Source organism: Streptomyces sp. SAI-135, from assembly GCF_029893805.1.
In the GTDB taxonomy this organism is placed as follows: domain Bacteria; phylum Actinomycetota; class Actinomycetes; order Streptomycetales; family Streptomycetaceae; genus Streptomyces.
Genome location: NZ_JARXYP010000002.1, coordinates 2,283,350 through 2,310,148, shown reverse-complemented (window position 1 = coordinate 2,310,148; position 26,799 = coordinate 2,283,350). Strand labels below are relative to the sequence as shown.

Below are 26,799 nucleotides of genomic sequence, written 5' to 3'. Positions count from 1 at the left end.
GCGCGGGGCTGTGCCGCGTGGGCGCGATCCACCCCCGCCGGCCCGCGCCTCAGAACCCGTGCCGCATGCCCCCGTCGACAGGCAGCATGACCCCGGTCAGATACGAAGCGGCCGGCGACAGGAAGAACGCCGCGGCCCGCCCGAACTCCTCCGGCGTCCCGTACCGCCGCAGGGGAATCCGCGACTCGTTGGCGGCCCGAGTGGCCTCGGGGTCGGCCGACATGGCGTCCAGTTCGCGCACCCGGTCGGTGTCGATGCGCGAGGGCAGCAGCCCGACGACCCGGATCCCCCGCGGCCCCAGTTCGTCCGCGAGCGACTTCGCGAATCCGGCGAGACCGGGCCGCAGCCCGTTCGAGATGGTCAGCCCCGGAAGCGGCTCGTGCACCGACGCCGACAGCACGAAGCCGATCACACCCCCGTCCTCCAGCTCCGCCGCGGCCGCCCGGGCCAGCCGGACCGCGCCCAGGAACACCGACTCGAACGCGGCCTGCCACTGCTCGTCCGTGTTGTCGGCGACGAAGCCGGGCGCGGGCCCGCCCACGCTGATCAGCACCCCGTCGAAGCCGGCGAAGTTCTCCCGCGCGGCGGCGATCAAACGCTCCGGCGCCGACGGATCGGCGTTGTCGGCGCCCACCCCCACCGCGTTCGGCCCCAGCTCCGCCGCCGCGGCGAGCGCACGCTTCTCGTCCCGGCCGGTCACCACCACCTTCGCCCCGTCCGCGACCAGCTCGCGCGCGGCCGCGTTGCCGAGCCCACGGGTCGCTCCGGTGACGACGTACACACGGTCCTTCAGTCCAAGATCCATGGCCCCTATCCTGCCTCCTCGCCCCCGAACAGAGTGAGGGCGGTGTTCACCAGACCGATGTGACTGAACGCCTGCGGGAAGTTGCCCAGCTGGGCACCGGCCACCGGGTCGTACTCCTCGGAAAGCAGCCCCACGTCGTTGGTGAGGCCCAGCAGTCGTTCGAAGAGGTCCCGCGCCTCCTTCTTGCGGCCGGTCATGTGGAGCGCGTCGGCGAGCCAGAACGAGCACACCAGGAAGGTGCCCTCGCCGCCGGGCAGCCCGTCGACGGGGGTCTCCTCGGCGCTGTACCGCCGTACCAGACCGTCGTGCTCCAGCTCCGCGCGGATCGCGTCGATGGTGCCGACGACGCGGGGGTCGTCGGGCGGCAGGAAGCCGGTGCGCGGGATCAGCAGCAGGGACGCGTCGAGTTCGCGCGAGCCGTAGTACTGGGTGAAGGTGTTGCGTTCGGGGTCGTATCCCTTCTCGCAGACCTCGCGGTGCACCTCGTCGCGCAGTGCGCGCCAGCCCTCCAGGTCGCCGGTCAGCTCAGGGAGGGCCTCCAGGGTGCGCACCGCGCGGTCGGCGGCCACCCACACCATGACCCTCGAGTGGACGAAGTCCCGGCGGCCGCCGCGCACCTCCCAGATCCCCTCGTCCGGCTGCCGCCAGGAGGACCGCAGGAAGTCCAGCAGGACCCTCTGCAGGGACCACATGTGCGACTTCGCGGGCAGGCCCGCCCGCCGGGCCAGCGACAGCGAGTCCATGACCTCGCCGTACACGTCCAGCTGGAGCTGCTTCACGGCCTCGTTGCCGATGCGTACCGGGGTGGAGCCGCCGAAGCCGGACAGCCACGGCAGCTCGAACTCGGGGAGCCGCCGCTCGCCCGCGACGCCGTACATGATCTGGAGGTCAGCCGGGTCGCCGGCGACCGCGCGCAGCAGCCAGTTCCGCCAGGCCTCGGCCTCCTCCAGGTAGCCGCACTGCACGAGGGCGGCCAGGGTGAGGGTGGAGTCGCGCAGCCAGCAGTAGCGGTAGTCCCAGTTGCGGACCCCGCCCATCTCCTCCGGCAGCGAGGTGGTCGCGGCGGCCACGATGCCGCCGGTCGGCCGGTAGGTGAGCGCCTTCAGGGTGATCAGGGAACGGACCACGGCGTCCCGGTGCGGGCCCTTGTAGCGGCAGCGCGCGGCCCACGCCTGCCAGTCGGCCACGCTGCTCTCCAGCGTCTCGAAGGGGTCGGTCAGCGGGGGACGCGGTTCGTGCGAGGGATGCCAGGTCAGCACGAACGCGACCTTCTCGCCGGCCTCGACGGTGAACTCCGAGTGCGTGCCGAGGTGCTCGCCCCAGGTCCGCACCGGGGGCTCGCTGCGCAGCCACGTGGAGTCGGGGCCCGCGACCGCCACCCGGTGCCCGTCGGACTGGCGCACCCACGGCACGACCGAGCCGTACTCGAAGCGCAGCCGGAGCGTGCTGCGCACGGTGACCCGGCCGCGGAGCCCCTCCACGACCCGGACGACGTCGGGGGCGACGTCGCGCTGCGGCATCAGGTCGGTGACGCGCACCGCGCCCTCGTCGGTCTCCCACTCGGTGTCCAGGACGAGGGTGCCGGGGCGGTAGGCGCGCCGTGTGCACCGGTCCGCGCCCTCCGGGGCGATCCGCCAGTGGCCGTTCTCCTCGTCCCCGAGCAGCCTGGCGAAGCAGGCCGCCGAGTCGAAACGGGGCAGGCACAGCCAGTCCACGGAGCCGTCCGTGCCGACCAGCGCGGCGGTCTGTTCGTCGCCGATGAGGGCGTAGTCCTCGATACGGGGGTGCACGCTGTGCGGTTTCCCGCCGGGCCGTCAGGGCAATCAGGGGTGGGGCCGGGGGAGTGACGCCGCCGTGCCCGTCCCGGTGTCCGAGAAGATCACCCCCGGGTGCGCCGGAGTCTGGTTCAGCACCCACAGCCCGATCAGCGTCGCCAGCGCGAACACCACCGCGACGAGCACGGCCAGCACGAGCCGGCGGCGGCGTTCCCGGCGCAGCCACTCGCCGCGCGCCGTGCGGTAGGCGTCGGGCGCCGCCTGCACTCCGCCCGCCAGCGCGGCGAGGGCCTCCTGGAGCTCCCGTTCGGTGTCACGCGGGGGAGTCGTGTCTCGATGCGTCATCGCCGGGCCTCCATCGCCTGGGTCAGCGCGGCGAGGCCGCGTGCGGTGTGGGTCTTGACGGAGCCGCAGGAGATGCCCATCGCGGAGGCGATCTCACTCTCCTTGAGCCCGAGCCAGTGCCGCAGCACCAGCGCCTCGCGCTGCCGGGCGGGCAGCTGCTGGAGCGCGTCGATGAGGACGCGCTGGTCGTCGTGGAGGAGCGCGGTGCTCTCCGCGGAGGCCACGAGTTCGGTGGGCGGCGCCTCGACGTGCTTGCGGGCGACCTGGAGGTGCCGTATCCGCATCCGGGTCAGATTGCACACGGTGGAGCGCAGATAGGCCTCCGCGGCCTCGGTGTCCCTCAGCCGCCGCCACTTCCGGTAGATCTGGTAGTACGCCTCGGCGACCACGTTCTCCGGGTCGTCGGCGCCGAGCAGCACGGCGAGCCGGAGCATCGAGGCGTAGTGCAGCTCGAACAGACGGGCCACGCCGGCCTCGCGCTCCACCTCGGCGGGGTCGGCCGCGGCGGGAGCGAGCGGGACGGGCACGGCGGCGCCGTGTCTCAGGTGCTGTCTCACGGGTTGTTCGCTCCCGTCTCGGGGCGCCGCCTGACGGTCAGGCGCGACGGTAGGTCGGTCAGGTCGGCGCCGCGCGGGACGCCGAGCCGTTCGAGGGCCGCGGTCCCGGCCAGGGCGACGGTCAGGTTGAGCAGAAGGGCGACGAGACCGGCGTAGATCTGGAAGGGGCCGGCGCCGATCGTCGAGAACCCCTCGTGGACGACGAGGAAGGTGCCGGTCAGCATGCCCGCCGCCCATCCGGCGAGCAGCGCCCGCGGATGCAGCCGCCCGGTGAACAGGCCCACGGCGACGGCCGGGAAGATCTGCAGGATCCAGACCCCGCCGAGCAACTGGAGGTTGACGGCGTCCTGGTCGCGCAGCCCGAACACGAACGCCACCGCGCCCACCTTCGCCGTCAGCGACACCGCCTTGGCGATCCGCACCTGACGCTTGGGCGTGGCGGTGGGGTGCACGTACTCGACGTACACGTTCCGCACGAAGCTGGTCGCCGCCGCGATCGACATCACCGCCGCCGGGACCAGCGCGCCCACGGTGATCGCGCCGAACACCAGCCCGGCCAGCGGCCCCGGCATCAGCCGGTCCACCAGCATCGGTACGGCGGTCTCGGCGCCGCCCTCCGGTGCCCGCACCCCCGCCGCGAGCGCCGCGATCCCGAGGAACCCGAAGAGCGCGAGCAGACCCGTCCAGGCGGGCAGGGCGACCGCGACCTTGCGCAGGGTGCGCGGGCTGTCGGCGGCGAACCCGGCGGTGAGGACGTGCGGGTACATCAGCAGGGCGAGCGCGGAGCCCAGGGCGAGGGTGGCGTAGGCGGGCTGCTGGTCGGGGGAGAGGAGCAGGGCGGGGCCGCCGAGCCGTTCGGCGGCCCCGTCGAAGACAGGGCCCGGCCCGCCGAGCCGCTCCAGGACCAGCCAGGTCACGGCGGTGAGCGAGACGAAGACCGCGACCGCCTTCAGCGCGGAGATCACGGTCGGTGCCCGCAGCCCGTGCCGGTAGGTGGCCAGCGCCAGCCCCGCGAACAACGCCACCATCACCAGGTCGCCGGTCGCGCCGCGCGGGTACACGCCCCCGGCGGTCAGCACCGCCCGTATCCCGAGCAGTTGCAGCGCCAGGTACGGCATCGTCGCGAGGATCCCGGTGAGCGCCACCACCAGGGCCAGCGGCGCGGAGCCGTAGCGGCCGCGCACGAAGTCGGCGGCGGTGACGTACCCGTGCCGCCGGGCCACCTCGCCCAGGCGGCTGAGCAGCACGAAGGCGAGGGGGCAGACGATCACCGTGTACGGCACCGCGAAGAAGGCGGCCCCGCCGTTGCCGTACGCGAGGCCAGGTACCGCGGTGAACGTGTACGCGGTGAAGATCGTGCCGCCGAGCAGCAGCCAGGTCCACACCGGGCCGAGGCTGCGGTCGGCCAGCGCCCAGCCCTCCAGGGAGGGCAGCCGGTCGCTGGGGCGCAGCCGGCGCGCGGTCACGGCGAGCAGCGACGCCCCGCCGATCACGGCGAGGAACGTCGTGGTCATGGCGCCGTCGGCCATGGTCACCGTCCTTGGTGTGCCCCGGGTGCGCGCGGGGGTGGCTGTGCCCTCGCGCATTAGTTGCGCGGGCCGCCGGTTCGGATGACGGACATCGGCGGGAAATCTCCCCGGAATTCGCTGTCAACCGTCCGCGGGAGGTGGGCAACTCTTGCACAGACCGACAGCGATGGGGAGAGGAGCGCAGGTCATGGCACGGACCGGTCATCACCGGCTACGGCGCGTCGCGATCGCCGTACTGCTTCTCGCCCCCGCCGCCGGACTGCTGTGGGTCCCGATGTACGCCGGTGCGCAGCCGCGCCTCGCGGGCACGCCGTTCTTCTACTGGTACCAGCTCGCCTGGGTGCCGGGGTGCGGTCTGTGCCTGCTGGCCGCGTACGCCCTCTCGGACCGACATCACCGCTGAGTCCATCTGATCTTGCACCGCTTCCGGTGAGGAGCCGCCATGCCTGGATCCGCCCTTCGGCCTGCCCTTGAGGCGCCTGAGAAATCACGAATGTCACTTCGATCGATCCTCCTGTGGGCGGTCGTGGCGCTGCTCGGCGCGGTCGCCTGGGGCGTGCTCGCGCTGGCCCGGGGCGAGAGGATCTCCGCGGTCTGGCTGGTCGTCGCCGCGCTCGGCTCGTATGCGATCGCCTACCGCTTCTACTCCCGCTTCCTCGCCCGCCGCGTCCTGAAGCCGGACGACCGCCGGGCCACCCCGGCCGAACGCCTGGAGGACGGCGTCGACTTCCACCCCACCGACAAGCGGGTCCTGCTCGGCCACCACTTCGCGGCGATCGCGGGCGCCGGACCGCTGGTGGGCCCCGTGCTGGCGGCCCAGATGGGCTACCTGCCCGGCACCCTGTGGATCGTCGCCGGAGTGATCTTCGCGGGTGCGGTGCAGGACATGGTGGTCCTCTTCCTGTCCATGCGGCGGGACGGCAAGTCGCTCGGGCAGATGGCCCGGGACGAGATCGGCCGGGCGGGCGGTGCGGCCGCGCTGGTCGCCGTCTTCGCCATCATGATCATCCTGCTGGGCGTGCTCGCCCTGGTCGTGGTCAACGCCCTGGCGCACTCCCCGTGGGGCACCTTCTCCGTCGCCATGACCATCCCCATCGCCCTGTTCATGGGCTTCTGGATGCACCGCGTCCGTCCCGGCCGGGTCGTGGAGACCAGCTTCATCGGCGTCGCACTGCTGCTCCTCGCGATCGTCGGGGGCAGCTGGGTCCAGAACTCCTCGCTGGCCGGCACCTTCACCCTCAGCCCGACGACCCTGGTCTTCTGCCTGGTCGGCTACGGCTTCGTCGCGTCCGTCCTCCCGGTCTGGATGCTCCTGGCCCCCCGCGACTACCTCTCCACCTTCATGAAGATCGGCACGATCGCGCTGCTCGCGGTGGGGGTCGTGGTGGCCGCCCCGGTGCTGCGCGCGCAGGCCGTGACGGACTTCGCCTCGTCAGGGGCGGGCCCGGTCTTCGCCGGCTCGCTCTTCCCCTTCCTGTTCATCACCATTGCCTGCGGCGCGCTGTCCGGCTTCCACGCCCTGGTCTCCTCCGGTACGACGCCGAAGCTGATCCGGAAGGAGTCGCAGGTCCGGCTCATCGGTTACGGCGCCATGCTGATGGAGTCCTTCGTCGCGATCATGGCGCTGATCGCCGCGGCCACCCTGGAGCCCGGCCTCTACTACGCGATGAACGCCCCGGCGGGGCTGCTGGGCGCCACGGCGGAGTCGGCGTCGCACGCGGTGGCCGGACTCGGCTTCACCATCACGCCCGACCAGCTGGACCAGGCCGCCAGGGCGGTCGAGGAGCAGACCCTGATCGCCCGCTCCGGCGGCGCCCCGACCCTCGCGGTCGGCATGTCGGAGATCTTCTCCGGGGTGTTCGGCGGTACGGCCATGAAGGCCTTCTGGTACCACTTCGCGATCATGTTCGAGGCGCTGTTCATCCTGACGACGGTGGACGCGGGCACCCGGGTCGGCCGCTTCATGCTCCAGGACATGCTCGGCAACGTGTGGAAGCCGGTCGGCCGGGTCAACTGGAAGCCCGGCATCTGGCTGTGCAGCGCCCTGGTGGTGGCGGCCTGGGGGTACTTCCTGTACACCGGCGCCACCGACCCGCTCGGCGGGATCAACCAGCTCTTCCCGCTCTTCGGCATCGCGAACCAGTTGCTGGCCGCGATCGCGCTGGCCGTGTGCACCACCGTCCTCGTCAAGTCCGGGAAACTGCGCTGGGCGTGGGTGACCGGGGCGCCGCTCGCCTGGGTGGTCGCGGTCACCTTCACCGCGGGCTGGCAGAAGATCTTCTCCGACGATCCGCGGGTCGGGTTCTTCGCCCAGCGGGCCAAGTACGCGGACGGCATCGACGCGGGCCAGGTGATCGCCCCCGCCAGGACGCTGGACGACATGCACACGGTGGTGACCAACTCCACGGTCGACGGGGTGCTGATCGCACTGTTCCTGCTGCTGGTCGCGGTGGTGATCGTCAACGCGGGGGTGGTGTGCGTGCGGGCCGTGCGGGCTCCGGGGGCGCTGCCGACCACGGAGGCGCCGTACGTCGAGTCGCGGCTGGATGTGGCCGAGCAGGCCGGTGAGGAGCTCGTGGGGGTCCGCTCGTGACAGTGACAGTGACAGTGACAGTGACCGCGACCGCCCGGAGGTGGGTGCGGGGTCTTGGGTGGTATCTGCGGGAGCTGACCGGAGAGGCGGAGTACGACCGCTACCGCGAACGGCAGCTGCGCCACCGTCCCCTCGCACCGGCACCGACCCGGCGGGAGTACGAGGTGCTGCGCACACGGCACCGGGAGTCCCATCCGCAGGGGCGGTGCTGCTGAGGCCGGGCCGCCGCTGCCGCCGACCGCGGGGCGGGCGCACCACCCGCCCCGCACACCCTTCACACTCACCCGGGACCGAGATGCTCAGACGCCGCCGTCACACCCTGCTGGTGCGCCCCGCCCTCGACGACGACCTGCTGCACACGACGCTGACCGACCTGCGTCCCACGCTCCAGTCGCACGGCCTCGGTGCGGGCTCCGGCCGCCCGCCCTGGCAGCCGGTCGCCGAGCTGCTGCGGGACACGGGGAGGGACTGGGACCGCCGATGGCACCGGATGTCCGTCCTGGCGGGCGGACTGCCGGCCGCGGTGTGCGAACGGTGGCGGGCGGACCGTCCCGGTGACGCGGACGCGCTGGTGCTGTGGGCCTGCGTCCGCAGCACACGGTGGACTTCCGCCGGGGGACGGGCCGCCGCCCGGGACGCCGAACGCGCGTGTCTGCGGGCCGCCGAGGTCTGCCCCGAGGATCCGGCTCCCTGGCTGGCGCTTCTGGGGCTGATGCGTTCCCTCGCCGCGCCGCCCCGGGACGCCGTGCCCGTCTGGACCGAGGCCGTCATCCGGGCGCCGTGGCACCGGGGCGCCTACCACCTGATGCTGAGCTGTCTGTCCCCACGCGGGCAGGGCTCGGTGGCCGACATGATGGACTTCGCCGGCCACGGCGCCGCCCGCGCGCCGCACGGTTCACCGCTGGCCCTGCTCCCGGTGGCGGCCCGGGTCGAACTCGTCGCCCACCGGCAGCGGCAGATGTCCCTCGGGGCGGACGGTCACTGGAACGAACCCCGGGCCGGCGCCGAGCTCGATGCGGCCCTGGCCGACTGGTTCCACGCGCCGGCCGCACCGCACGCCGAGGCCGTCGCCGACCTCAACCTCCTGGCCTTCGCACTCGTACGCTCCCACCGTCCGGCCGACGCGGCTCTCGTGTTCCGGCGGATCGGCCGCCATATGACCCCGCGTCCGTGGGAGCTGCTGCCCGATCCGGAACGCACGTTCCTCTACTGGCGGGACCGTGCGGGAGGGTGAGCGTCACGACGGGGTGGGGCGGGGTGCGAGACGCGGGGTGCCGGGGGCCGTGGAGTGCGGGTGGGTCACACCGCGGCCGGTTCCGCCTCCGCGGTGCTGTCCTGGGCCGACTTCTCCCGGCGGTCCCGCACCTCGCGTCGCACCAGGATCACCCACCCGATCGGTACTCCCGCGGAGAACAGCCACCACTGGATCGCGTAGGCGTAGTTCAGCGCGGCGTCCTCCTTGCCGGGATTGCCGCCGATCAGTTCCGGGCTGTCGCCCTTCGGCTCGGGTGCCGTCTGGGCGATGTAGCCGCCGAGCACCGTGGCGCCCAGCCGCTCGGCCTCCTGCTCACTGTTGATCAGCATGACCTGCCGGTCCGGCAGTCCCTTGAGGTTCTTGATGCCGCTCGCCGCGGTCGTCTCGTCGGGCATCAGCCGCCCGGTGACGGTGATCTCGCCCTTCGGGGGAGCGGGGATCTTCGGGAACGCGGTCTGGCTCGGGCCGTTCGCGGGGATCCAGCCCCGGTTGACCAGCAGCACCTTGCCGTCGTGGAGGACGAAGGGGGTCAGGACGTGGTAGCCGACCTCGTCGTCGGAGTTGGTGCGGCGCCGGACGACGACCTCGTGGTCGGTGTCGAAGTGCCCCTTCGCGGTCACCCTGCGGTAGCGGTCGTGGGTCGTGACCGTGTGCCCGGGGGAGGTCATCTCCTCCACCGGCACCGGCGTCGCGTGCAGCGCCTCGGAGACCAGCCGGTTGCGGGCGGTGCGCTCCTCGTAGCGGTGCATCTGCCAGATGCCCAGCCTGATCATCGTGGGGATGAGGAGCAGGGCGACCAGCGTGAGGATCACCCACTGCCGGGACAACAGGAAGCGGTACACCCCACGACCGTACAACTCGGACCCCGGAAGGTTCCCACAGGGGTGCGGTCGGACCCGGTCGGCCACGTCCACCCGGCCGGGCGCTCCCGGCTTGCGGGGGCCGGCTCCCGCCGCTGACGATTCGGCGTATGACACGTTGCGAAGTGTGCGGGAACGACTACGAGCTGGCCTTCACCGTCGAGACCCGGGACGGGGCACGCCACGTCTTCGACTCGTTCGCCTGCGCGATCCACCGTATGGCGCCCATCTGCGAGCACTGCCGGGTGCAGATCATCGGCCAGGGCGTCGAGGTGGACGGCCACTGGTTCTGCGGCGCGCACTGTGCCCGCGCCGAGGGCAAGGTCGGCATCGTCGACAAGATCGGCTCCGCGGTGTGATCCCGGCCCGGCAGTGAGGGTGGCTGCGCCCGCGCCACGGGCCGGGGACTGGGCGCCGTCGGTGCCGGGCCGGGATCACACCGCATCCGGAGCCATACGGTCATCCCCCCGACGCCGGGTGCCGTACGGTCATCCCCCCGACGCCGGTTCCACATCCCGCAGAAGCTGTCCGAAGGCCGCCTCGTCGACGACCGGTGTGCCGAACTGCCGGGCCTTGACCACCTTGGACGTGCCCGAGTCCGGGTCGTTGGTGACGAGCAGACTGGTCAGCCGGGAGATGCTGGTGGCGACATGCAGCCCCGCCTCGATCGCCCGGTCCTCCAGGAGGTCGCGCTCGGTCGAGGTGTCTCCGGAGAAGGCGATCCGCATGCCCTGTTTGAGCGGTTTGCCGTCCTCGTACCGCCCCGGGTTGGGATAGGGGCACGCGGGCCGTTTGCGCGTGGGCCGCCAACTGGTGGGCCGGTAACCGCCGTAGCCCGCCGACTGCCGGGGCACCGCCCGGTCCGTCCACTCGGTCAGCGGCCGGCACTCGTGCAGCGGCAGCCGCACACTGCGCGCGGCGGCGGCCCGCAGGCTCGGCCGGAAGGCCTCCGCGAGCACGCGCGCGTCGTCGAGGGCGTGGTGCGCCCGCTGCTGGACGACGCCGAAGTGGGCTGCCAGTGACTCCAGTTTGTGGTTCGGCAGCGGCAGGCCGAGCTCCTTCGACAGGACGATGGTGCACAGCCGCTGGCTCACCGGCGCCACCCGGCCCGCGCGCGCGTACTCGCGGGCGATCATCTGCCAGTCGAACACGGCGTTGTGCGCGACGAGTACACGGCCGTCGAGGCGGGCCGAGAACTCGTCGGCGACGTCCTGGAAGAGAGGGGCGCCTTCGAGTGTCTCGCTCGTCAGCCCGTGGATCCACACGGGGCCGGGGTCGCGCTCCGGGTTGACCAGCGTGTACCAGTGGTCCTCGACCTCGCCGCGGGCGTCAAGTCGGTAGACGGCCGCGGAGATTATCCGGTCGTCGCGGGCCAGGCCGGTGGTCTCCACGTCGACGACCGCGTATCCCTGCGGATACGCGGCCGGCCACGCTGTGGGGGAGGACGCTGCGGTCGTCTGGTCTTCGAGCATGGTTCACGAGGATACGGGCCACGACTGACAGTCCCTCACGGTGGCGTCGGTGTCCGGCTCGCAGGGGCAGGGGTGCGATCCTCCGGGGATGACCGAAGAAGGTGTGAGCGGAACGGCGCACGGCGAGGCGCACGGCGGTGGGCTCGGCGCCCGCCTCAACTGGCTGCGCGCGGCCGTCCTCGGTGCGAACGACGGCATCGTCTCCACGGCGGGCCTCGTCGTCGGCGTGGCCGGCGCGACGAGCGACCGCGCGGCGTTGCTGACGGCGGGTCTGGCGGGTCTGCTGGCCGGCTCGATGTCCATGGCGGCCGGGGAGTACGTGTCCGTGTCCACCCAGCGCGACTCCGAGGTGGCCGCGCTGGCCATGGAGAAAAGGGAACTTCGCGAGCAGCCCGAGGCGGAACTGGAGGAGTTGACGGAGCTTCTTCAGGGGCGGGGCCTGTCCCGCGACGTGGCCCGTGAGGCGGCGGAGCAGCTCACGGAACGCGACGCGCTCCGGGCGCACGCGCGCGTGGAGCTCGGCATCGACCCGGACGAGTTGACCAACCCCTGGCACGCGGCCTGGGCGAGCTTTCTGGCGTTCACGGCGGGGGCGCTGCTGCCGCTGCTCGCCATTGTGCTGCCGTCGTCGGGCTGGCGGGTGCCGGTGACGGTGGTGTCGGTGGTGGGGGCGCTGGTCCTGACCGGGTGGAGCAGCGCGCGGTTGGGGGCGGCGGCACCGGGACGGGCGGTGGTGCGGAACGTGGGGGGCGGCTTGCTGGCGATGGGGGTCACTTATGGGGTGGGGGTGTTGCTGGGGGCGGCCGGGGTGGGGTGACGGCCCCCTTGGTGGAGATCGCCAAGAAGCAAGCGCGTACCACCGGTAATACTTGTGGGTAACAACGTCTAGCCGCGCCCGACCGGCGGTTCTACGGTGCACGCATGCCGAACCTCCCCGACGTCGTGGTCTGGTCCATCCCCGCCTTCGTGCTGCTCACCGTCATCGAGATGATCAGCGTCCGCATCCATCCCGACGAGGACGCGGCCGGGTACGAGACGAAGGACGCGGCCACCAGCCTGGGCATGGGACTCGGCAGCCTCTTCTTCGACTTCCTGTGGAAGATCCCGATCGTCGCCGTCTACACGGCCCTCTACGAGTTGACCCCGCTCCGCGTCCCCGTCCTGTGGTGGACGATCCCCCTGATGCTGCTCGGCCAGGACTTCTTCTACTACTGGTCCCACCGCGGCCACCACGTCATCCGCATCCTGTGGGCCTGCCACGTCGTCCACCACTCCAGCCGGAAGTTCAACCTCACCACCGCGCTGCGCCAGCCCTGGACGAGCCTGACCGTCTGGCCGTTCTACGTCCCCCTCGTCGCCGCCGGTGTCCACCCGGCCGCGCTCGCCTTCTGCTCCTCGGCGAACCTCGTCTACCAGTTCTGGATCCACACCGAACGCATCGACAAGATGCCCCGCTGGTTCGAGTTCGTCCTCAACACCCCGTCCCACCACCGCGTCCACCACGCCTCCCAGGGCGGCTACCTGGACCGCAACTTCGGCGGGATCCTCATCGTGTGGGACCGGCTCTTCGGTTCGTTCGTCGCCGAGACCGAACGGCCCGTCTACGGGTTGACCAAGAACATCAACACGTTCAACCCCATCAAGGTGGCCACGCATGAGTACGTGGCGATCGTCAAGGACGTCAGGAAGGCACGCAGTTGGCGTGAGCGGGCCGGGCGGGTGTTCGGCGGGCCCGGCTGGCAGCCGTCGCCATCGCCGTCGCCGTCGGCGGAATCGGCCCCGCCCAGGGAACCGGCTCCGGCCGAGGGGAGCGCCGCCGCGTGAGAGGCCGGCCCGAGCGGCGGCCACGCGCGCGCGACCACGCGGGGCGGCGGGAGCGCGGGCAGGTCGGCGCCGGAGGACGGGAGCGCGGGCAGACCGGTGCCGGGGGACGGGCGCGTGACGCGGGCCGTCGCACCGACCGTGAGACGTCGTCACCTGCCCGCCCCCGGCCGGACCCGCGGCGCCCGCGTTCCCTCGCCGCGCTGCTGCTCGCCTGCTTCGCCGCCGCCACCCTCACCGACCTCACCTCCCTGGCCGTCGGCTTCGACGGCGGCCACGTCGTCGCCAAGCCCCTGCTCATGCCGCTCCTCGCCGCCTGGGCGGCCGTCCGCGGGGCCCCACGCCTCCTCGTCGCCGCACTCCTGTGCGGCTGGGGCGGCGACGTCCTGCTGCTGTCGGACACCGACGGGGCCTTCCTCGCCGGCATGGCCTCCTTCGCCGCCGGACACGTCTGCTACCTCGCGCTCTTCGTACGGCACGGCACGCCACGCGCGCGTGCCCTCCTCCCGGCCCCCGTCTACGCCCTCACCCTCGGGACCACGGTCGCCCTCCTGTGGCCTGACCTGCCGGCGGACCTCCGCATCCCCGTCGCCGGATACAGCACCCTGCTCGTGGCCATGGCGTACACCGCGGCCGCCCGGTTCGGCCTCGTCACCGGACTCGGGGGCGCGCTCTTCCTGCTCTCGGACACCCTCATCGCCACCGGCGTCGCCGACTGGCCCCAGCTCCCCAGGCCCGACTTCTGGATCATGCTCACCTATGTGGCCGCACAGTTCCTGCTGGCCAGTGGCACACGACGAGGCCTCGAAGCGCGCCGGGGACCTGGGGCGACGTACGGTGAGGTGGGCTCGGACCCGCGCTCGACCGAGCGCCCGGCCCCGCGCTCGACCACCCCCTGAGCGCTGCCACGACCTAGCAGGAGAAGGACCCCGCCATGCGCGCCACCACCATCCACGCCCCCTACGACATGCGCGTGGAGGACGTGCCCGAGCCCGTGGTGCAACTGCCGACCGACGCCGTGCTCCGGGTGCTGCGCGCCTGCATCTGCGGCAGCGACCTGTGGGCGTACCGCGGCGAGGCGGCCCGGCAGCCGGGGCAGCGGATCGGCCACGAGTTCCTCGGCATCGTCGAGGAGGCCGGCTCCGAGGTCTCCACCCTCAAGCGCGGTGACCTCGTCGTCGCGCCCTTCATGTGGTCCGACGGCGTGTGCGACTACTGCCGCGAGGGTCTGACCACCTCCTGCGAGCACGGCGGCTTCTGGGGCTCCGTCGGCTACGACGGCGGCCAGGGCGAGGCCGTGCGTGTCCCCTTCGCCGACGGCACGCTCGTACGGCTGCCCAAGGAGGCGGCCTCCGACGACCACCTGCTGTCCTCCCTGCTGACCCTCTCCGACGTCCTGGGCACCGGACACCACGCGGCCCTCGGCGCCGGGGCCCGCCCGGGCGCCACGGTCGCCGTCGTGGGCGACGGAGCCGTGGGCCTGTGCGCGGTCCTCGCCGCCCGGCGACTCGGCGCCGAACGGATCATCGCCCTGGGCCGCCACCAGGTCCGCACCGACATCGCGCGCCGGTTCGGCGCCACCGACGTCGTCGCCGAGCGGGGGGACGCGGCCGTCGAGGCGGTCCGCGAACTCACCCGCGGCCAGGGCGCACACGCCGTGATCGAGGCCGTCGGCACCGAACAGTCCATGCGGACGGCGGTCGGCATCACCCGCGACGGAGGGGCCATCGGCTTCGTCGGTGTGCCGCACGGCAGCGGCACCGGCGTCGACCTCGGCGTCATGTTCGACCGGAACATCGCCCTGCGCGGCGGTGTCGCACCGGTCCGCGCCTACATCCCCGAGCTGCTCCCCGACGTCCTGGACGGCACCGTCGACGCCTCACCCGTCTTCGACATGACCGTCGGCCTGGAGGGTGTCCCCGACGGCTACAAGGCCATGGACGAACGCACCGCGCTCAAGGTCCTCGTCACCGTCTAGCGCGTCGGTCCGGTGCGATCGAACGGCCTCACCAGCGGATCGGCAGCGGCAGCGCCGTCAGCAGCCCCGACACCACGACCACCAGTCCCAGGGCGACGACTTCCGCGCGCGCCGGGGCACAGGCGGTCAGCGGGTCGGGGGCGCGGCGCAGCCGGATCCTGGCCCACAGGGCGAGTGCCGCGACGACGGCCACCAGGAGCACCTTGGCGAGCAGAGCGCGCCCGTAGGCCGTGTCCGTCAGCTGCTCCAGGACCGTGTCGGACGGCATGCGGCGCAGCGTGCTCCACACGCCGGTCGCGGACACGGCGGCGAGCAGAACGGCGGCCACGCGCGCGTAGAGCCCGAGCAGCGCCGCGCCCGGCCCCACCGGGCCCCAGTGGCGCAGTGTCCGCAGCACGCACAGCAGTCCGCCCGCCCACAGTGCCGCGCACATGAGGTGAACCAGGGTCAGCCCGGAGCCGACCAGCGGACTGTGCTCGGTCACCGGATGCGCGCGCAGGGCCTCCGCCGCCACCACGGCGGACAGGGGCCACACCTGGACGGCCGGGCGACCCGAACGGGCGCACAGACCGGCGATCAGGAACGCGTTGACCTCCAGCAGGGCCAGCTTGCCCTCCCGTGACGCGTACAGGCCGCCGGCATCGATCCCGGAGAGGCCGTGGGGCACCAGATTCCCGGACGCCACGACCGAGGCCAGCCCGAGCGCGGCGAGGAACCCGGCGGCAGCCGCCCAACGAGCCCAGGAGCGCGGAACGCCCGGGGGAGCGCCGGGCACCGTGCGGGCCAGCCGGCCCACGAACAGCTCGCCCAGCGGCACGCACAAAGCCCCGAACAGCGCCGCCCGCAGCAGGGCCACGACGCCGGCCCCGGGCGCTGCGGCCTCTCCGGTCCCGCGCAGCGCGGCGGACGGGCCGAGCAACGGCACTGCCGCGGCCAGAACCGCCAGGACGAGCACGGCGACCGCCCGGAGAGTGCCGGGGCGCCGTGGACGACTGCCCACGTCGGTCGCCCCGGAGGTGGGTCCTGTCAGGGTCACCGTACGATCCTGGCGACAACGGGCAGAAGCGGGCAACTGAATCGAAACAAGTGGTGGTACGGCATTCCACCCGTACATACATGTGGTCCAGCTGCCGCTTCGGGCCGCTCAGTGCCAGCGGGCGGCGTCCGTCCCCCACGGCACCGGAGGCCGCTCCCAGTCCACCGGACCACCCTCGAAGGAGACCGGCGACAGCGCGTACCGCAGCCTTCCGAGCGCACTGTCCGTCTCGGACAACCAGGGTCCGGGACCGTCGTAGGAACCGCTCTGGGTGCATCCCGCGGCCAGGTCGCCCGTTCCGTCCACGCCGTCGGTCAGCCACAGGGCCGTCCGTGCGAGCGCCAGCCGCACGAACCGGCTCCCGCCCTCGTACGACTGCTCGGCCAGCGCCCGCAGCACGGCTGCCGCCAGCAGGTACCCCGTGCCGTGGTCGAGAGCCTGCGCGGGCAGCGCTCCCGGCCGCTGCGCCGAACCCTCCAGCACCGCGATCCCGGTGGCCGCCTGCACGAGGCTGTCGAAGCCCCGCCGTTCACCCCAGGGCCCGTACGCGCCCCACGCCGACAACTGGGCGACGACCACCCCGGGCCGCCGTTCCGCCAGGGCCTCGGCGGACAGTCCGAACCGGTCCAGCGCGCCGGGCCGGTAGCCGGTGACGACCACGTCCGCCGCCGCGAGCAGCTCCTCGAAGATCTGCCGGTCGTCGGCCAGGTCGAGCGTCGCCGACCGCTTCCCGAGGCCGGTGTCGGCGTGCTGGTCCGGCAGTTCGGGGAGCCGGGGTGCGTCCAGGCGCAGGACGTCCGCGCCGAGCAGGGCGAGCGTGCGGGTGGCGACCGGGCCCGCGAGCACCCGTGTCAGGTCCAGGACGCGCAGACCCGCGGCCGGCAGCAGGGGAGAGGTGCCGACGGGAGCGAAGGCACGCACGCGTGCCGTGTCCAGTCGCCCGCGTTCGACCAGGGGCCGTTTCGCCACCTCGGCCGCCTGCGGATGCGCGGCCCACTGTGCGGGCGAGCGCAGGGCGACGGCGAGACCGCCCGCCGCGTACACGGCTTCCTCGACGTCCAGGGCCGACCGTTCGGCGAGCGCCGCCTCGACGGCCGCCGTGTCCTCCGGCACCCCCAGCGCGTCGAGCAACCGCGCCCGGTGGTGCGGGTAGTTCGCGTGCGTCCGCACCCACCCGTCCGCGGTCCGCCAGAACCGGGACAGCGGAGCGAAGTTGACCGGGGCGCGACCGTTGATCAACAGGTGACGCTCGCTCAGGAAGGCGGTGGCGACCGCTCCGTCGTCCACCAGGACCGTCGGCGCCTCGGCGAGCCCGGCCCGCCGCGCTCCGAGTCCGGCGGCGGCCAGCGCACACTCGGCCACACAGGCCCGTGCCAGCTTCAGCACGGGAAGGCGCCCCTGAGGAGCGCCCTCCCGCACCACGAACTTGATTCCAGTCATGACTGCACTATGCAGTATTGACTGAATCAATATATGGACGGATCTTGACCGTCCCGTACCGCTACTTCGTCACCGCGTCCAGTGCGTCCACCATGCCCCAGCCGTAGAAGCCGTTGCGGTTCTTGGACCCCTCGCACACCGCGTCGACCTTGCCGTCGCCGTTGATGTCGTACGGGTCCGTGCACGGCGTGGCGTCGGCCTCGGCGTACAGCAGCGCCTTCACCAGGGCCGGCGGGGCGTACGGGTGCGTCGACTTGATCAGGGCGGCCACGGCCGCGGCGTGCGGCGAGGCCATCGACGTACCGGCCATGTAGCCCCACTTGCCGCCGGGCAGCGTGCCCAGGATCAGACCGCTGGTCGCGGGCGGAGCGGGCGTCTGGTAGGCCGTCGAGTCACCGCCGGGCGCGGCGACGTCGATGACGCCCAGACCGTGGTTGGAGAAGGACGACTTGATCCCCTTGGCGCCGGTCGCCGCGACCGTCACGACACCCGGCAGCTGGGTCGGTATGTCGAAGCACTCCGACGGGTCGATCACCCGGTCCGAGGGCGTGCCGTCGTTCGGCGAGACCGGGTCGGTGATCTCGTCGGCCGCGAGGTCGTAGTTCTCGTTGCCGGCCGCGGCGACGTTGACCACGCCCCGCTTCTCCGCGTACCGCGAAGCCCGGGTGACCGCCTCGACGAGGGCCTTCTGGTCCGGGTCGTCGGTGCAGTTGAAGTACCACGGGTCGGTGTAATAGCTGTTGTTGGTGACGTCGACGCCGTGCGTGGCCGCCCACATGAAGCCGCAGACCACGGCCTCCGTGTAGAAGTAGCCGGCGGTCGTCGACACCTTGATGCCCGCCACCTTCACCCCGGGCGCCACACCCGTCATGCCGACGCCGTTCTTGGCCGCCGCGATCTCACCGGCCACGTGCGTGCCGTGCGGGCTCTCCTCGGCGCTCGGCCGCCACGCCCCGTCGGTGGTGTCCGGCTTGCCCGTCACGCAGTTGACCGAGGCGCCCCGGTCGAAGTTCGGCGCGAGGTCCGGATGGGTGTCGTCCACGCCGGTGTCGATCACGGCGACGGTCACCTTGCTGCTGCCGAGCGACTTCTCGTGCGCCTTGTCCGCCTTGATGGCCGGCAGGTCCCACTGCAACGACTCCAGCGGGTCCTGGCCGGCGTCGGCGGCGGCCTGCGCGGCGGCCATCTGCGCCGAGCTGAGCGCCTTCGGCGTCCCCTCGTCGGTCGTCGACTGCGCGGGCAGCGGCGCGTTGCGCGTGTTGCCCGCCGACTCGACCCCGCGGACCTTGCGGATCGTCTTGGCGAAGTCGGGGTTCGACGAGTGGACGACGATCACGCCGATCTGGTCGTACGACGTCACGATCGTGCCGCCGGCCTTCGCGATGGCCTTCTTCACCTGTGCGGAAGGACCGTGCCCGGGGCGGACGTTGACGACGTAGCTGAGCGCGGTCCCGTCCGTGGCGACGGAGGCCAGGACGTCGCTGACGGCACCGGGCGCGGCGGCGGCGGAGCCGGACAGGTCCGTCGCCGAGGCCGTGGCACCCGGCAGGAACGCCATGGCCGTGGCGACGGCCATGCCGAGCGGGATCGCGAGCGTGCGCCGATGGCGCGGGTGGGGCCCAGTCATGATGCGAATCTCTCCAGTTCGTTCTCGGTACGAGCGGTCCGTGCGGGTGGTGCCGGAGCGTGCGGGGTCCCGGTACGGGCGGGTCACTTGACCGCGCGCAGCGCGTTGACGATGCCGAAGCCGTAGAACCCGTTGACCCGGGCGCCGCCCTCGCACACCGCGTCCTGCGTGCCGTCGCCGTCCTGGTCGTACGAGGCCGGGCAGCTCGTGGCGTCCGCCTGCGCCTTCAGCAGCGCCTGCAGCTGGGCCGGACTCGCCTTGGGGTGCGTGGACTTCAGCAGCGCGGCGACGCCCGCCGCGTGCGGCGAGGCCATCGAGGTGCCCTGCAGGAAGCCGTACCCGCCGTTCGGCATGGTCGACAGGATGCGGCCGTTCTGCGACGGCGTGTCCGGGATCTGGTAGAGCCGGTCGCCACCGGGGGCCGCGACGTCGATGACGCCCTTGCCGTACGAGGAGTAGTACGACTTGAGGTTCTTGAAGCCCGTCGCGCTGACCGTGACGACACCCGGCAGCTGCGTCGGCACGTCGAAGCACTCGTGCGGGTCGACGGTCCGCGGCACGGGCGTCGAGTCGTCGGGGCTCGAGTCGTCGACGATCGCGTCGGAGTCCAGGTCGTCGTTGGAGTTGCCCGCCGACGCCAGGCTGAGCGTGCCCTTCTTCTGCGCGTACAGCTGCGCCCTGTTGACCGAATCAACAATGGCCCGCTGATCGGGATCGTCCATGCAGTTGTACAGCCATGGATCGACGTAGTAGCTGTTGTTCGTGATCTCGACACCGTGGTCGGCGGCGAACACGAAGGCACACACGACGCTCTCGGGGTAGAACAGGCCGTTGCTCGGGTCGGTCACATTGATGGCCGACACCTTCACGCCGGGCGCGACACCGGCCACGCCGATGCCGTTGCGGGCCGCTGCGATCTCACCGGCCACGTGCGTGCCGTGGTAGTCGTCCGCGGTGTACGGCCGCCAGGCGCCCGGAGTGGTGTCCGGGACACCGCCGTCGCAGTTGGCCGACTGCGCGGCGGAGAAGTTCGGCGCGATGTCGGGGTGGGTGTCGTCGACGCCCGTGTCGATCACGGCGACGGTCACCTTGCGGCTGCCCGGGTTGATCCTGGCCGCCTTGTCGGCGCCTATCGCCCGCAGGTCCCACTGGTCGGCCTCGAGGGGCTCGCTGTCCGGCGTGGCGGCCGAGGCCGCGGCGACCTTCGCGGCCTGCTCGGCCGACAGGACCTGGACCGCGCCCTCGTCGGTCGTGCCCGCCGGGGTCAGCGCCGAGGTGCGGGTGGCGCCGGCCGACTGCACCCCGCGCACCTTGCGGATCTTCTGGGCGAAGTCCGGGGCGGAGGAGTGGACGACGATCACGCCGATCTTCTCGTACGCGATCACGACGGTGCCGCCGGCCGTCGGTATCGCCTTCTTCACCGCCGCGATCGTGCGGTGGTCCACCTTGGTGTTGACGACGTACGACAGGTTCGTCGCGTCCGCGGCCTGGGCCGTGGCCTCCCCGGCGGGAGCTGCCGAGGCCGCCGAGGGCAGGAAGCCGAGCGAGGCCGTGAGGGACAGCACGACGGGCACAGCGAGCGCGAGGCCGCCCCGGGAACGTCTCGAACGTCTGGAACGCGGCTGGGACATGGGGTCTCCACATCATCCGGAAACGAAACCGGCCCGAGACGCAGGTGTCGCTCGGGCAGGTACATGACGGGTGGTGCAGGCCGAAGCTATCTCCCGAAGTCGCTGGCCAGCAATGACTTCCCCAAGGTGAGTTCGGAAAGAAGCAAAGCGCTTTGAACCGCTCCCAGCGCGGCGCCGTGACCTTGAACAGGGAACGCGAGGACACTCGCCCCCGATCCCCGTCACCACCGCACCCGCACGCGAGGAGAGTCCGTGGCCACCGACGCACCGCCACCCTCGAAAGAGACGCACAAACTCCCCACCACCGAGGAGTTCACCGAGGTGCAGGAGAGCGCGGAGTTCGGTGAACTGCGCCGCTCCTACCGCTCCTTCGCCTTTCCCCTGACCATCGGCTTCATCGCCTGGTACCTGCTGTACGTCCTGCTGTCCAACTACGCGGGCGACTTCATGGGCACCAAGCTCTTCGGCAACATCAACGTGGCCCTGGTCCTGGGCCTCGCGCAGTTCCTGACCACGTTCCTCATCGCCTGGTGGTACTCGCGCGTGGCCGCCGCCAAGTTCGACCCCAAGGCCGAGGCGATCAAGTCCCGGATGGAGGGCGGCGCATGAGCCCCGCGATCACCCTGGCGGCCGGCGAGGCCAGCGAGCACCGGCCGCTGATCATCAGCCTGTTCGCGGTCTTCGTCGTCGCGACCCTGGTCATCACGGTCTGGGCCGGACGCCAGACCAAGGACGCCTCCGACTTCTACGCGGGCGGCCGCCAGTTCACCGGCTTCCAGAACGGCCTCGCCGTCTCCGGCGACTACATGTCCGCGGCGTCGTTCCTCGGCATCGCGGGCGCCATCGCCCTCTTCGGCTACGACGGCTTCCTGTACTCCATCGGCTTCCTGGTCGCCTGGCTCGTCGCCCTGCTGCTGGTCGCCGAACCGCTGCGCAACTCCGGCCGCTACACGATGGGTGACGTCCTCGCGTACCGGATGCGACAGCGCCCGGTCCGTACGGCGGCCGGCACCTCCACCATCGTCGTCTCGATCTTCTACCTGCTGGCCCAGATGGCGGGCGCGGGCGTCCTGGTCTCGCTGCTGCTCGGCATCACCAGCGACGCCGGCAAGATCGGCATCGTCGCCCTGGTCGGCGTCCTGATGATCGTGTACGTCACCATCGGCGGCATGAAGGGCACCACCTGGGTCCAGATGGTCAAGGCCGTCCTGCTGATCGCGGGCGCCCTGCTGCTGACCTTCCTGGTGCTGCTGAAGTTCGACTTCAACGTCTCCGACCTGCTCGGCTCCGCCGCCGACAACAGCGGCAAGGGCGCGGCCTTCCTGGAGCCGGGCCTGAAGTACGGCGCCACGGGCACCACCAAGCTGGACTTCATCTCGCTCGGCATCGCCCTGGTCCTCGGCACCGCGGGCCTGCCGCACATCCTGATCCGCTTCTACACGGTGCCCACCGCCAAGGCCGCCCGGAAGTCGGTCATCTGGGCCATCGGCCTCATCGGCGCCTTCTACCTGATGACCCTCGCCCTCGGCTTCGGCGCCGCGGCCCTCATCAAGCCGGACGAGATCATCGCCTCCAACAAGGCGGGCAACACGGCGGCGCCCCTGCTGGCACTCCATCTGGGCGGTGTCGACTCCAACTGGGGCGCGATCCTGCTGGCCACCATCTCGGCGGTCGCCTTCGCCACCATCCTCGCGGTCGTCGCCGGCCTCACCCTGGCCTCGTCGTCGTCCTTCGCGCACGACATCTACGCCAACGTCATCAAGCGCGGTCAGGCCACCGAGAAGCAGGAGATGAGCGCGGCCCGCTGGGCCACCGTCGGCATCGGTGCCGTCTCCATCCTGCTGGGCGCCCTCGCCCGCGACCTCAACGTCGCCGGCCTCGTCGCCCTCGCCTTCGCGGTCGCCGCCTCGGCGAACCTGCCCACGATCATCTACAGCCTCTTCTGGAAGCGTTTCACCACCTCCGGAGCCCTGTGGTCGATCTACGGCGGCCTCATCACGGCGGTCGGCCTGGTGCTGTTCTCACCGGTCGTCTCCGGCAAGCCCACCTCGATGTTCCCGGACGTCGACTTCCACTGGTTCCCGCTGGAGAACCCGGGCATCATCTCGATCCCGGTCGGCTTCCTGCTCGGCATCATCGGCACCTACCTGTCCAAGGAGGAGCCGGACAAGGGCAAGTACGCGGAGCTGGAGGTCCGGTCCCTGACCGGCACCGGAGCCCACTGACCCGTCCTTCGAGCGGCCGTGTCGTAGATCTCTACGACACGGCCGCTTCGTACGTCGTGGGATCGGGCACTGTCGTTGTCAGTGACGTCACGTAGGCTCGCACGTGACGGAAACCGATGGACTCGGCACTGATCCGCGACGAGGGAGGGGGCCCACGTGCTCATCGACACCTATGGCCGGCAGGCCACCGACCTGCGCGTCTCGCTGACCGACCGCTGCAATCTGCGGTGCACGTACTGCATGCCGGAAGAGGGCCTGCAGTGGCTGGCCAAGCCCGACCTGCTCACCGACGACGAGATCGTCCGCCTGATCGACATCGCCGTCACCTCCCTCGGCATCGAGGAGGTCCGCTTCACCGGCGGCGAGCCCCTGCTGCGCCCCGGGCTGGTCGGCATCGTCGAGCGCGTCGCGGCCCTGGAGCCGCGCCCCCAGATGTCCCTCACCACCAACGGCATCGGCCTCAAGCGCACGGCGAAGGCCCTGAAGGCGGCGGGCCTGGACCGGGTCAACGTCTCCCTGGACACCCTGCGCCCGGACGTCTTCAAGACCCTCACCCGCCGCGACCGCCACCAGGACGTCCTGGACGGCCTGGACGCCGCCCGCGAGGCGGGCCTGACCCCGGTCAAGGTCAACTCCGTCCTCATGCCCGGGCTCAACGACGACGAGGCCCCCGACCTCCTCGCCTGGGCGGTGGAGCACGACTACGAACTGCGCTTCATCGAGCAGATGCCCCTGGACGCCCAGCACGGCTGGAAGCGCGACGGCATGATCACCGCCGGGGACATCCTGACCTCCCTGCGCACCCGCTTCGACCTCACCGAGGAAGGGGCCGACAAGCGCGGATCCGCCCCGGCGGAGCGCTGGATCGTCGACGGCGGCCCCCATGTGGTCGGCGTCATAGCCTCGGTCACCCGCCCCTTCTGCTCGGCCTGCGACCGCACCCGGCTCACGGCCGACGGCCAGGTGCGCACCTGTCTGTTCGCCCGTGAGGAGACGGACCTCCGGGCCGCCCTGCGCTCGGACGCCGGTGACGAGGAGATCGCCCGCATCTGGCGCGAGGCGATGTGGGGCAAGAAGGCGGGGGCCGGTCTCGACGACCCGACGTTCGTCCAGCCGGACCGTCCGATGTCCGCGATCGGCGGCTAGGCCCCTTCGGGAGCCTGCCAGTCCTGGAGCTTCACGACGTCCTTGAGGAAGCCCCGCACCCCGAGGAACTGCGACAGATGCTCCCGGTGCTCCTCACAGGCCAGCCACGTCTTGCGCCGCTCCGGGGTGTGGATCTTCGGGTTGTTCCACGCGAGCACCCACACGGCGTCGACGCGGCAGCCCTTCGCGGAGCAGATCGGGGTCTCGTCACTCACGGATTTCGTCTCACAACCGGGGTGGAAAAGGCGACGCCGAGCAGCCACGGGGGGAGCTGCCCGGCGTCGGTCTGTCGCTCCGACGGGGGATGCGGAGCGCGTACGAAGTATGTCACGGGTAACCCTCGCCCCGGCACCGGAACAACATGATTGATCTGAGCTTTTCTTGAGCTTGGCGCGGAGAAGAACCGTCACGTCCGCTCGCGCGGTTCCCCCCGGACACCCGACGCCGCACCGCCCGCGCCGGCTTCCGGCACGGATTCCGCGAAGTCGTCCTCGACCCGCGGTGGCATGATCATCGGCCGGACCGGAGCGGCCACGAAGGTCGACGGCAGCGAGGGCGCGTTCTCCCGCCCCGCGTTGGCGATGACCACGGCGATATAGGGCAGAACGGCCCCCAGTACCAGTGCCACGATCGCGACGTGCCGTTCCACGTTCCAGAGGGTGGCCGCGAGCACCACCGACAGCGTACGGACCGTCATCGAGATGACGTACCGGCGCTGACGTCCGCGCACGTCCTCCTGAAGGCTGGTCCGGGCTCCGGTGATCCGGAACACCTGGGCGCTCCCGCCGCCATGCTGCTTCCGCATCACATTCCACCATCCGCCCGCATCGGACTGCTCCCGGCTCCGCATCCGCTCCGTACCCGGTGGAGGTACCGGGCCCGGACAGCTTCCACGGTACGCCGCGCCTGCGCCGCCTACGAGACCGGGGCATCTCCCGCCGGGGCCGACGGCCTCACCCCCGGCACGTACGGCGTACCCGACATGCGGCGTAGTGCGAACGGACCGACACTGGCCGTAATGCTCACGTAGAGCCGTACGAGGAGGCAGCCATGGGCTGGTTGTGGGCGATCATCGTGGGATTCGTGCTGGGTCTGATCGCGAAGGCGATCATCCCCGGCAAGCAGCACAGTCCCCTCTGGCTGACCACCATCTTCGGCATGCTGGGCGCCATCGCCGGCAACGCCATGGCACGCGGGTTCGGCGTGGAGGAGACCTCCGGCATCGACTGGAGCCGCCACGTCTTCCAGCTCATCGCCGCGATCATCATCGTCGCCGTCGGCGACATGCTCTACATGGCGACGCTGGGCAAGAGGAAGCAGCGGCGGGTCTGAGAGCCGTACGACGAAGAGGGCGCCCCTCCGTGAGGAGGGGCGCCCCCGTCTGCCGTACCGAGACCTACGCGGACGCGACCTCGACCGCGGCCAGGTTCTTCTTGCCCCGGCGCAGCACCAGCCAGCGACCGTGCAGCAGGTCCTCCTCGGCGGGAACGGCGTCCTCGGCGGTGACCTTGACGTTGTTCACGTAGGCCCCGCCCTCCTTCACCGTCCGGCGCGCGGCGGACTTGCTGGCCACGAGACCGACCTCGGCGAACAGGTCCACGACGGGACCGAGCTCGGCGACCTCGATGTGCGGAACCTCGGAGAGCGCCGCCGTCAGAGTCCGCTCGTCCAGCTCCGCCAGCTCACCCTGCCCGAAGAGGGCCTTTGAAGCGGCGATCACCGCGGCCGTCTGGTCCGCGCCGTGCACCAGCGTCGTCAGCTCCTCCGCCAGCGCCCGCTGAGCGGCCCGGGCCTGCGGCCGCTCCTCGGTCTGCTTCTCCAGCTCCTCCAGCTCCTCGCGGGACCTGAACGACAGGATGCGCATGTACGTCGAGATGTCCCGGTCGTCCACGTTCAGCCAGAACTGGTAGAACGCGTACGGCGTCGTCATCTCCGGGTCGAGCCAGACGGCGCCGCCCTCGGTCTTGCCGAACTTGGTGCCGTCCGCCTTGACCATCAGCGGCGTCGCCAGGCAGTGCACCGACGCGTCGGGCTCCAGCCGGTGGATCAGGTCGAGCCCCGCCGTGAGGTTGCCCCACTGGTCGCTGCCGCCCTGCTGGAGCGTGCAGCCGTACCGCCGGTACAGCTCCAGGAAGTCCATGCCCTGGAGCAGCTGGTAGCTGAACTCCGTGTAGCTGATGCCCTCCTGGGACTCCAGCCGGCGCGCGACCGAGTCCTTGGTGAGCATCTTGTTCACGCGGAAGTGCTTGCCGATGTCCCGCAGGAACTCGATGGCCGACATTCCGGCCGTCCAGTCCAGGTTGTTCACCATCACCGCGGCGTTCTCGCCCTCGAAGGACAGGAACGGCTCGATCTGCGCGCGCAGCCGGGTCACCCAGTTCGCGACCGTCTCCGGGTCGTTCAGCGTGCGCTCGGCCGTGGGGCGCGGGTCGCCGATCTGGCCGGTCGCCCCGCCCACCAGGGCCAGCGGACGCAGACCGGCCTGCTGGAGCCGGCGCATGGTGAGGACCTGCACCAGGTGGCCGACGTGCAGAGAGGCCGCGGTCGGGTCGAAGCCGCAATAGAACGTGACGGGACCGTCCGCGAGCGCCTTGCGCAAAGCGTCCTCGTCAGTGGACAGGGCCCACAGCCCCCGCCACTTCAGCTCGTCGACGATGTCCGTCACGGTTCTCGTATCTCCTCGAAAGGTCCTCGGGCAGTCGGG

General features: G+C 71.6%; 27 protein-coding genes. 13 read left to right on the top strand and 14 right to left on the bottom strand.

Going from position 1 to position 26,799, the window contains the following annotated elements; all coding sequences use genetic code 11:
• Positions 1-49: 49 nt before the first annotated feature.
• The 5 genes from M2163_RS14905 to M2163_RS14885 are packed head-to-tail and all read right to left on the bottom strand — an operon-like array spanning position 50 to position 5,011.
• The gene (locus M2163_RS14905) at positions 50-805 is read right to left on the bottom strand and encodes an SDR family oxidoreductase (protein ID WP_280852305.1); all 756 of its coding nucleotides are present in this window, start codon (positions 803-805) and stop codon (positions 50-52) included.
• Between the two features lie 5 nt (positions 806-810).
• Entirely contained in the window at positions 811-2,595 is a 1,785-nt protein-coding gene (locus M2163_RS14900; RefSeq protein WP_280852306.1) for a glycoside hydrolase family 15 protein, read from the bottom strand.
• Between the two features lie 33 nt (positions 2,596-2,628).
• On the bottom strand, positions 2,629-2,925 hold the full coding sequence (locus M2163_RS14895; protein WP_280852307.1) for a hypothetical protein: 297 nt from the start codon (positions 2,923-2,925) through the stop codon (positions 2,629-2,631).
• The gene (locus tag M2163_RS14890; RefSeq protein ID WP_280852308.1) at positions 2,922-3,482 is read right to left on the bottom strand and encodes a sigma-70 family RNA polymerase sigma factor; all 561 of its coding nucleotides are present in this window, start codon (positions 3,480-3,482) and stop codon (positions 2,922-2,924) included. The genes M2163_RS14895 and M2163_RS14890 overlap by 4 nt, the downstream gene beginning before the upstream one ends.
• Positions 3,479-5,011 carry a sodium:solute symporter family protein gene (locus tag M2163_RS14885; RefSeq protein ID WP_280852309.1) on the bottom strand — a complete coding sequence of 511 codons (1,533 nt, stop codon included), beginning with the start codon at positions 5,009-5,011 and terminating at the stop codon, positions 3,479-3,481. Before M2163_RS14885 ends, M2163_RS14890 begins: the two co-directional genes overlap by 4 nt.
• Before the next feature lie 187 nt (positions 5,012-5,198).
• Here M2163_RS14885 and M2163_RS14880 point away from each other — a divergent pair, with 187 nt between their 5' ends.
• The 4 genes from M2163_RS14880 (at position 5,199) to M2163_RS14865 (ending at position 8,838) form a co-directional block, all read left to right on the top strand.
• The gene (locus M2163_RS14880) at positions 5,199-5,414 is read left to right on the top strand and encodes a DUF3311 domain-containing protein (RefSeq protein ID WP_280852310.1); all 216 of its coding nucleotides are present in this window, start codon (positions 5,199-5,201) and stop codon (positions 5,412-5,414) included.
• A gap of 39 nt (positions 5,415-5,453) precedes the next feature.
• Entirely contained in the window at positions 5,454-7,604 is a 2,151-nt protein-coding gene (locus tag M2163_RS14875) for a carbon starvation CstA family protein (protein ID WP_280852311.1), read from the top strand.
• Positions 7,605-7,648: 44 nt separating this feature from the next.
• On the top strand, positions 7,649-7,819 hold the full coding sequence (locus tag M2163_RS14870; protein ID WP_280894170.1) for a YbdD/YjiX family protein: 171 nt from the start codon (positions 7,649-7,651) through the stop codon (positions 7,817-7,819).
• A gap of 80 nt (positions 7,820-7,899) precedes the next feature.
• On the top strand, positions 7,900-8,838 hold the full coding sequence (locus M2163_RS14865) for a hypothetical protein (protein ID WP_280894169.1): 939 nt from the start codon (positions 7,900-7,902) through the stop codon (positions 8,836-8,838).
• Between the two features lie 65 nt (positions 8,839-8,903).
• On the opposite strand, the gene M2163_RS14860 is transcribed toward M2163_RS14865, so the two are convergent.
• A complete protein-coding gene (locus M2163_RS14860; protein WP_280852314.1) occupies positions 8,904-9,701 on the bottom strand; it encodes an SURF1 family protein in 798 nt (265 codons plus the stop codon).
• Positions 9,702-9,829: 128 nt separating this feature from the next.
• On the opposite strand from M2163_RS14860, the gene M2163_RS14855 reads away from it, so the two are divergent.
• A complete protein-coding gene (locus M2163_RS14855; RefSeq protein ID WP_037708056.1) occupies positions 9,830-10,078 on the top strand; it encodes a hypothetical protein in 249 nt (82 codons plus the stop codon).
• Between the two features lie 129 nt (positions 10,079-10,207).
• Here the strand turns inward: M2163_RS14855 and M2163_RS14850 are convergent, their stop codons facing one another.
• Positions 10,208-11,191, bottom strand: a complete 984-nt coding sequence (locus M2163_RS14850; protein WP_280894168.1) for a DEDDh family exonuclease — start codon at positions 11,189-11,191, stop codon at positions 10,208-10,210.
• Positions 11,192-11,279: 88 nt separating this feature from the next.
• On the opposite strand from M2163_RS14850, the gene M2163_RS14845 reads away from it, so the two are divergent.
• The 4 genes from M2163_RS14845 (at position 11,280) to M2163_RS14830 (ending at position 14,990) form a co-directional block, all read left to right on the top strand.
• Positions 11,280-12,008 (top strand): VIT family protein, encoded by a 729-nt coding sequence (locus tag M2163_RS14845; protein ID WP_280852316.1) that lies wholly within the window; start codon positions 11,280-11,282, stop codon positions 12,006-12,008.
• A 104-nt stretch (positions 12,009-12,112) separates the two neighbouring features.
• Complete coding sequence (locus M2163_RS14840; protein ID WP_280894167.1) at positions 12,113-13,015, top strand: sterol desaturase family protein; 903 nt, start codon at positions 12,113-12,115, stop codon at positions 13,013-13,015.
• Between the two features lie 200 nt (positions 13,016-13,215).
• Positions 13,216-13,911 (top strand): lysoplasmalogenase, encoded by a 696-nt coding sequence (locus M2163_RS14835; RefSeq protein WP_280897258.1) that lies wholly within the window; start codon positions 13,216-13,218, stop codon positions 13,909-13,911.
• A gap of 35 nt (positions 13,912-13,946) precedes the next feature.
• Positions 13,947-14,990, top strand: coding sequence for a zinc-dependent alcohol dehydrogenase family protein (locus tag M2163_RS14830; protein ID WP_280894166.1), 1,044 nt, complete (start codon positions 13,947-13,949; stop codon positions 14,988-14,990).
• A 28-nt stretch (positions 14,991-15,018) separates the two neighbouring features.
• Here M2163_RS14830 and M2163_RS14825 read toward each other — a convergent pair whose 3' ends face one another.
• The 4 genes from M2163_RS14825 to M2163_RS14810 all read right to left on the bottom strand — a co-directional run bounded on the left by M2163_RS14825 (position 15,019) and on the right by M2163_RS14810 (position 20,724).
• On the bottom strand, positions 15,019-16,026 hold the full coding sequence (locus M2163_RS14825) for a CopD family protein (protein ID WP_280894165.1): 1,008 nt from the start codon (positions 16,024-16,026) through the stop codon (positions 15,019-15,021).
• Between the two features lie 108 nt (positions 16,027-16,134).
• The gene (locus M2163_RS14820) at positions 16,135-17,466 is read right to left on the bottom strand and encodes a CoA transferase (protein WP_280894164.1); all 1,332 of its coding nucleotides are present in this window, start codon (positions 17,464-17,466) and stop codon (positions 16,135-16,137) included.
• Positions 17,467-17,527: 61 nt separating this feature from the next.
• Complete coding sequence (locus M2163_RS14815; protein ID WP_280894163.1) at positions 17,528-19,093, bottom strand: S8 family serine peptidase; 1,566 nt, start codon at positions 19,091-19,093, stop codon at positions 17,528-17,530.
• 83 nt (positions 19,094-19,176) lie between these two features.
• Positions 19,177-20,724, bottom strand: a complete 1,548-nt coding sequence (locus tag M2163_RS14810; RefSeq protein WP_280894162.1) for a S8 family serine peptidase — start codon at positions 20,722-20,724, stop codon at positions 19,177-19,179.
• Between the two features lie 252 nt (positions 20,725-20,976).
• On the opposite strand from M2163_RS14810, the gene M2163_RS14805 reads away from it, so the two are divergent.
• The 3 genes from M2163_RS14805 to moaA all read left to right on the top strand — a co-directional run bounded on the left by M2163_RS14805 (position 20,977) and on the right by moaA (position 24,095).
• Positions 20,977-21,333 carry a DUF485 domain-containing protein gene (locus M2163_RS14805; protein ID WP_280852323.1) on the top strand — a complete coding sequence of 119 codons (357 nt, stop codon included), beginning with the start codon at positions 20,977-20,979 and terminating at the stop codon, positions 21,331-21,333.
• Positions 21,330-22,949 (top strand): cation acetate symporter, encoded by a 1,620-nt coding sequence (locus M2163_RS14800; RefSeq protein ID WP_280852324.1) that lies wholly within the window; start codon positions 21,330-21,332, stop codon positions 22,947-22,949. Before M2163_RS14805 ends, M2163_RS14800 begins: the two co-directional genes overlap by 4 nt.
• Positions 22,950-23,105: 156 nt before the next feature.
• Entirely contained in the window at positions 23,106-24,095 is a 990-nt protein-coding gene (gene moaA / locus M2163_RS14795) for a GTP 3',8-cyclase MoaA (RefSeq protein ID WP_280852325.1), read from the top strand.
• On the opposite strand, the gene M2163_RS14790 is transcribed toward moaA, so the two are convergent.
• Both M2163_RS14790 and M2163_RS14785 read right to left on the bottom strand, forming a co-directional pair.
• Positions 24,092-24,310: a hypothetical protein gene (locus tag M2163_RS14790; RefSeq protein ID WP_280852326.1), complete on the bottom strand. Its 219-nt coding sequence runs from the start codon at positions 24,308-24,310 to the stop codon at positions 24,092-24,094. The genes moaA and M2163_RS14790 overlap by 4 nt on opposite strands.
• Before the next feature lie 191 nt (positions 24,311-24,501).
• Positions 24,502-24,900 (bottom strand): DUF3099 domain-containing protein, encoded by a 399-nt coding sequence (locus tag M2163_RS14785; RefSeq protein ID WP_280852327.1) that lies wholly within the window; start codon positions 24,898-24,900, stop codon positions 24,502-24,504.
• Between the two features lie 245 nt (positions 24,901-25,145).
• Between M2163_RS14785 and M2163_RS14780 the strand changes: the two genes are divergently transcribed.
• Positions 25,146-25,427, top strand: coding sequence for a GlsB/YeaQ/YmgE family stress response membrane protein (locus tag M2163_RS14780; protein WP_280852328.1), 282 nt, complete (start codon positions 25,146-25,148; stop codon positions 25,425-25,427).
• Positions 25,428-25,491: 64 nt separating this feature from the next.
• Here the strand turns inward: M2163_RS14780 and tyrS are convergent, their stop codons facing one another.
• Positions 25,492-26,760 carry a tyrosine--tRNA ligase gene (gene tyrS / locus M2163_RS14775; protein ID WP_280894161.1) on the bottom strand — a complete coding sequence of 423 codons (1,269 nt, stop codon included), beginning with the start codon at positions 26,758-26,760 and terminating at the stop codon, positions 25,492-25,494.
• Positions 26,761-26,799: the final 39 nt, after the last annotated feature.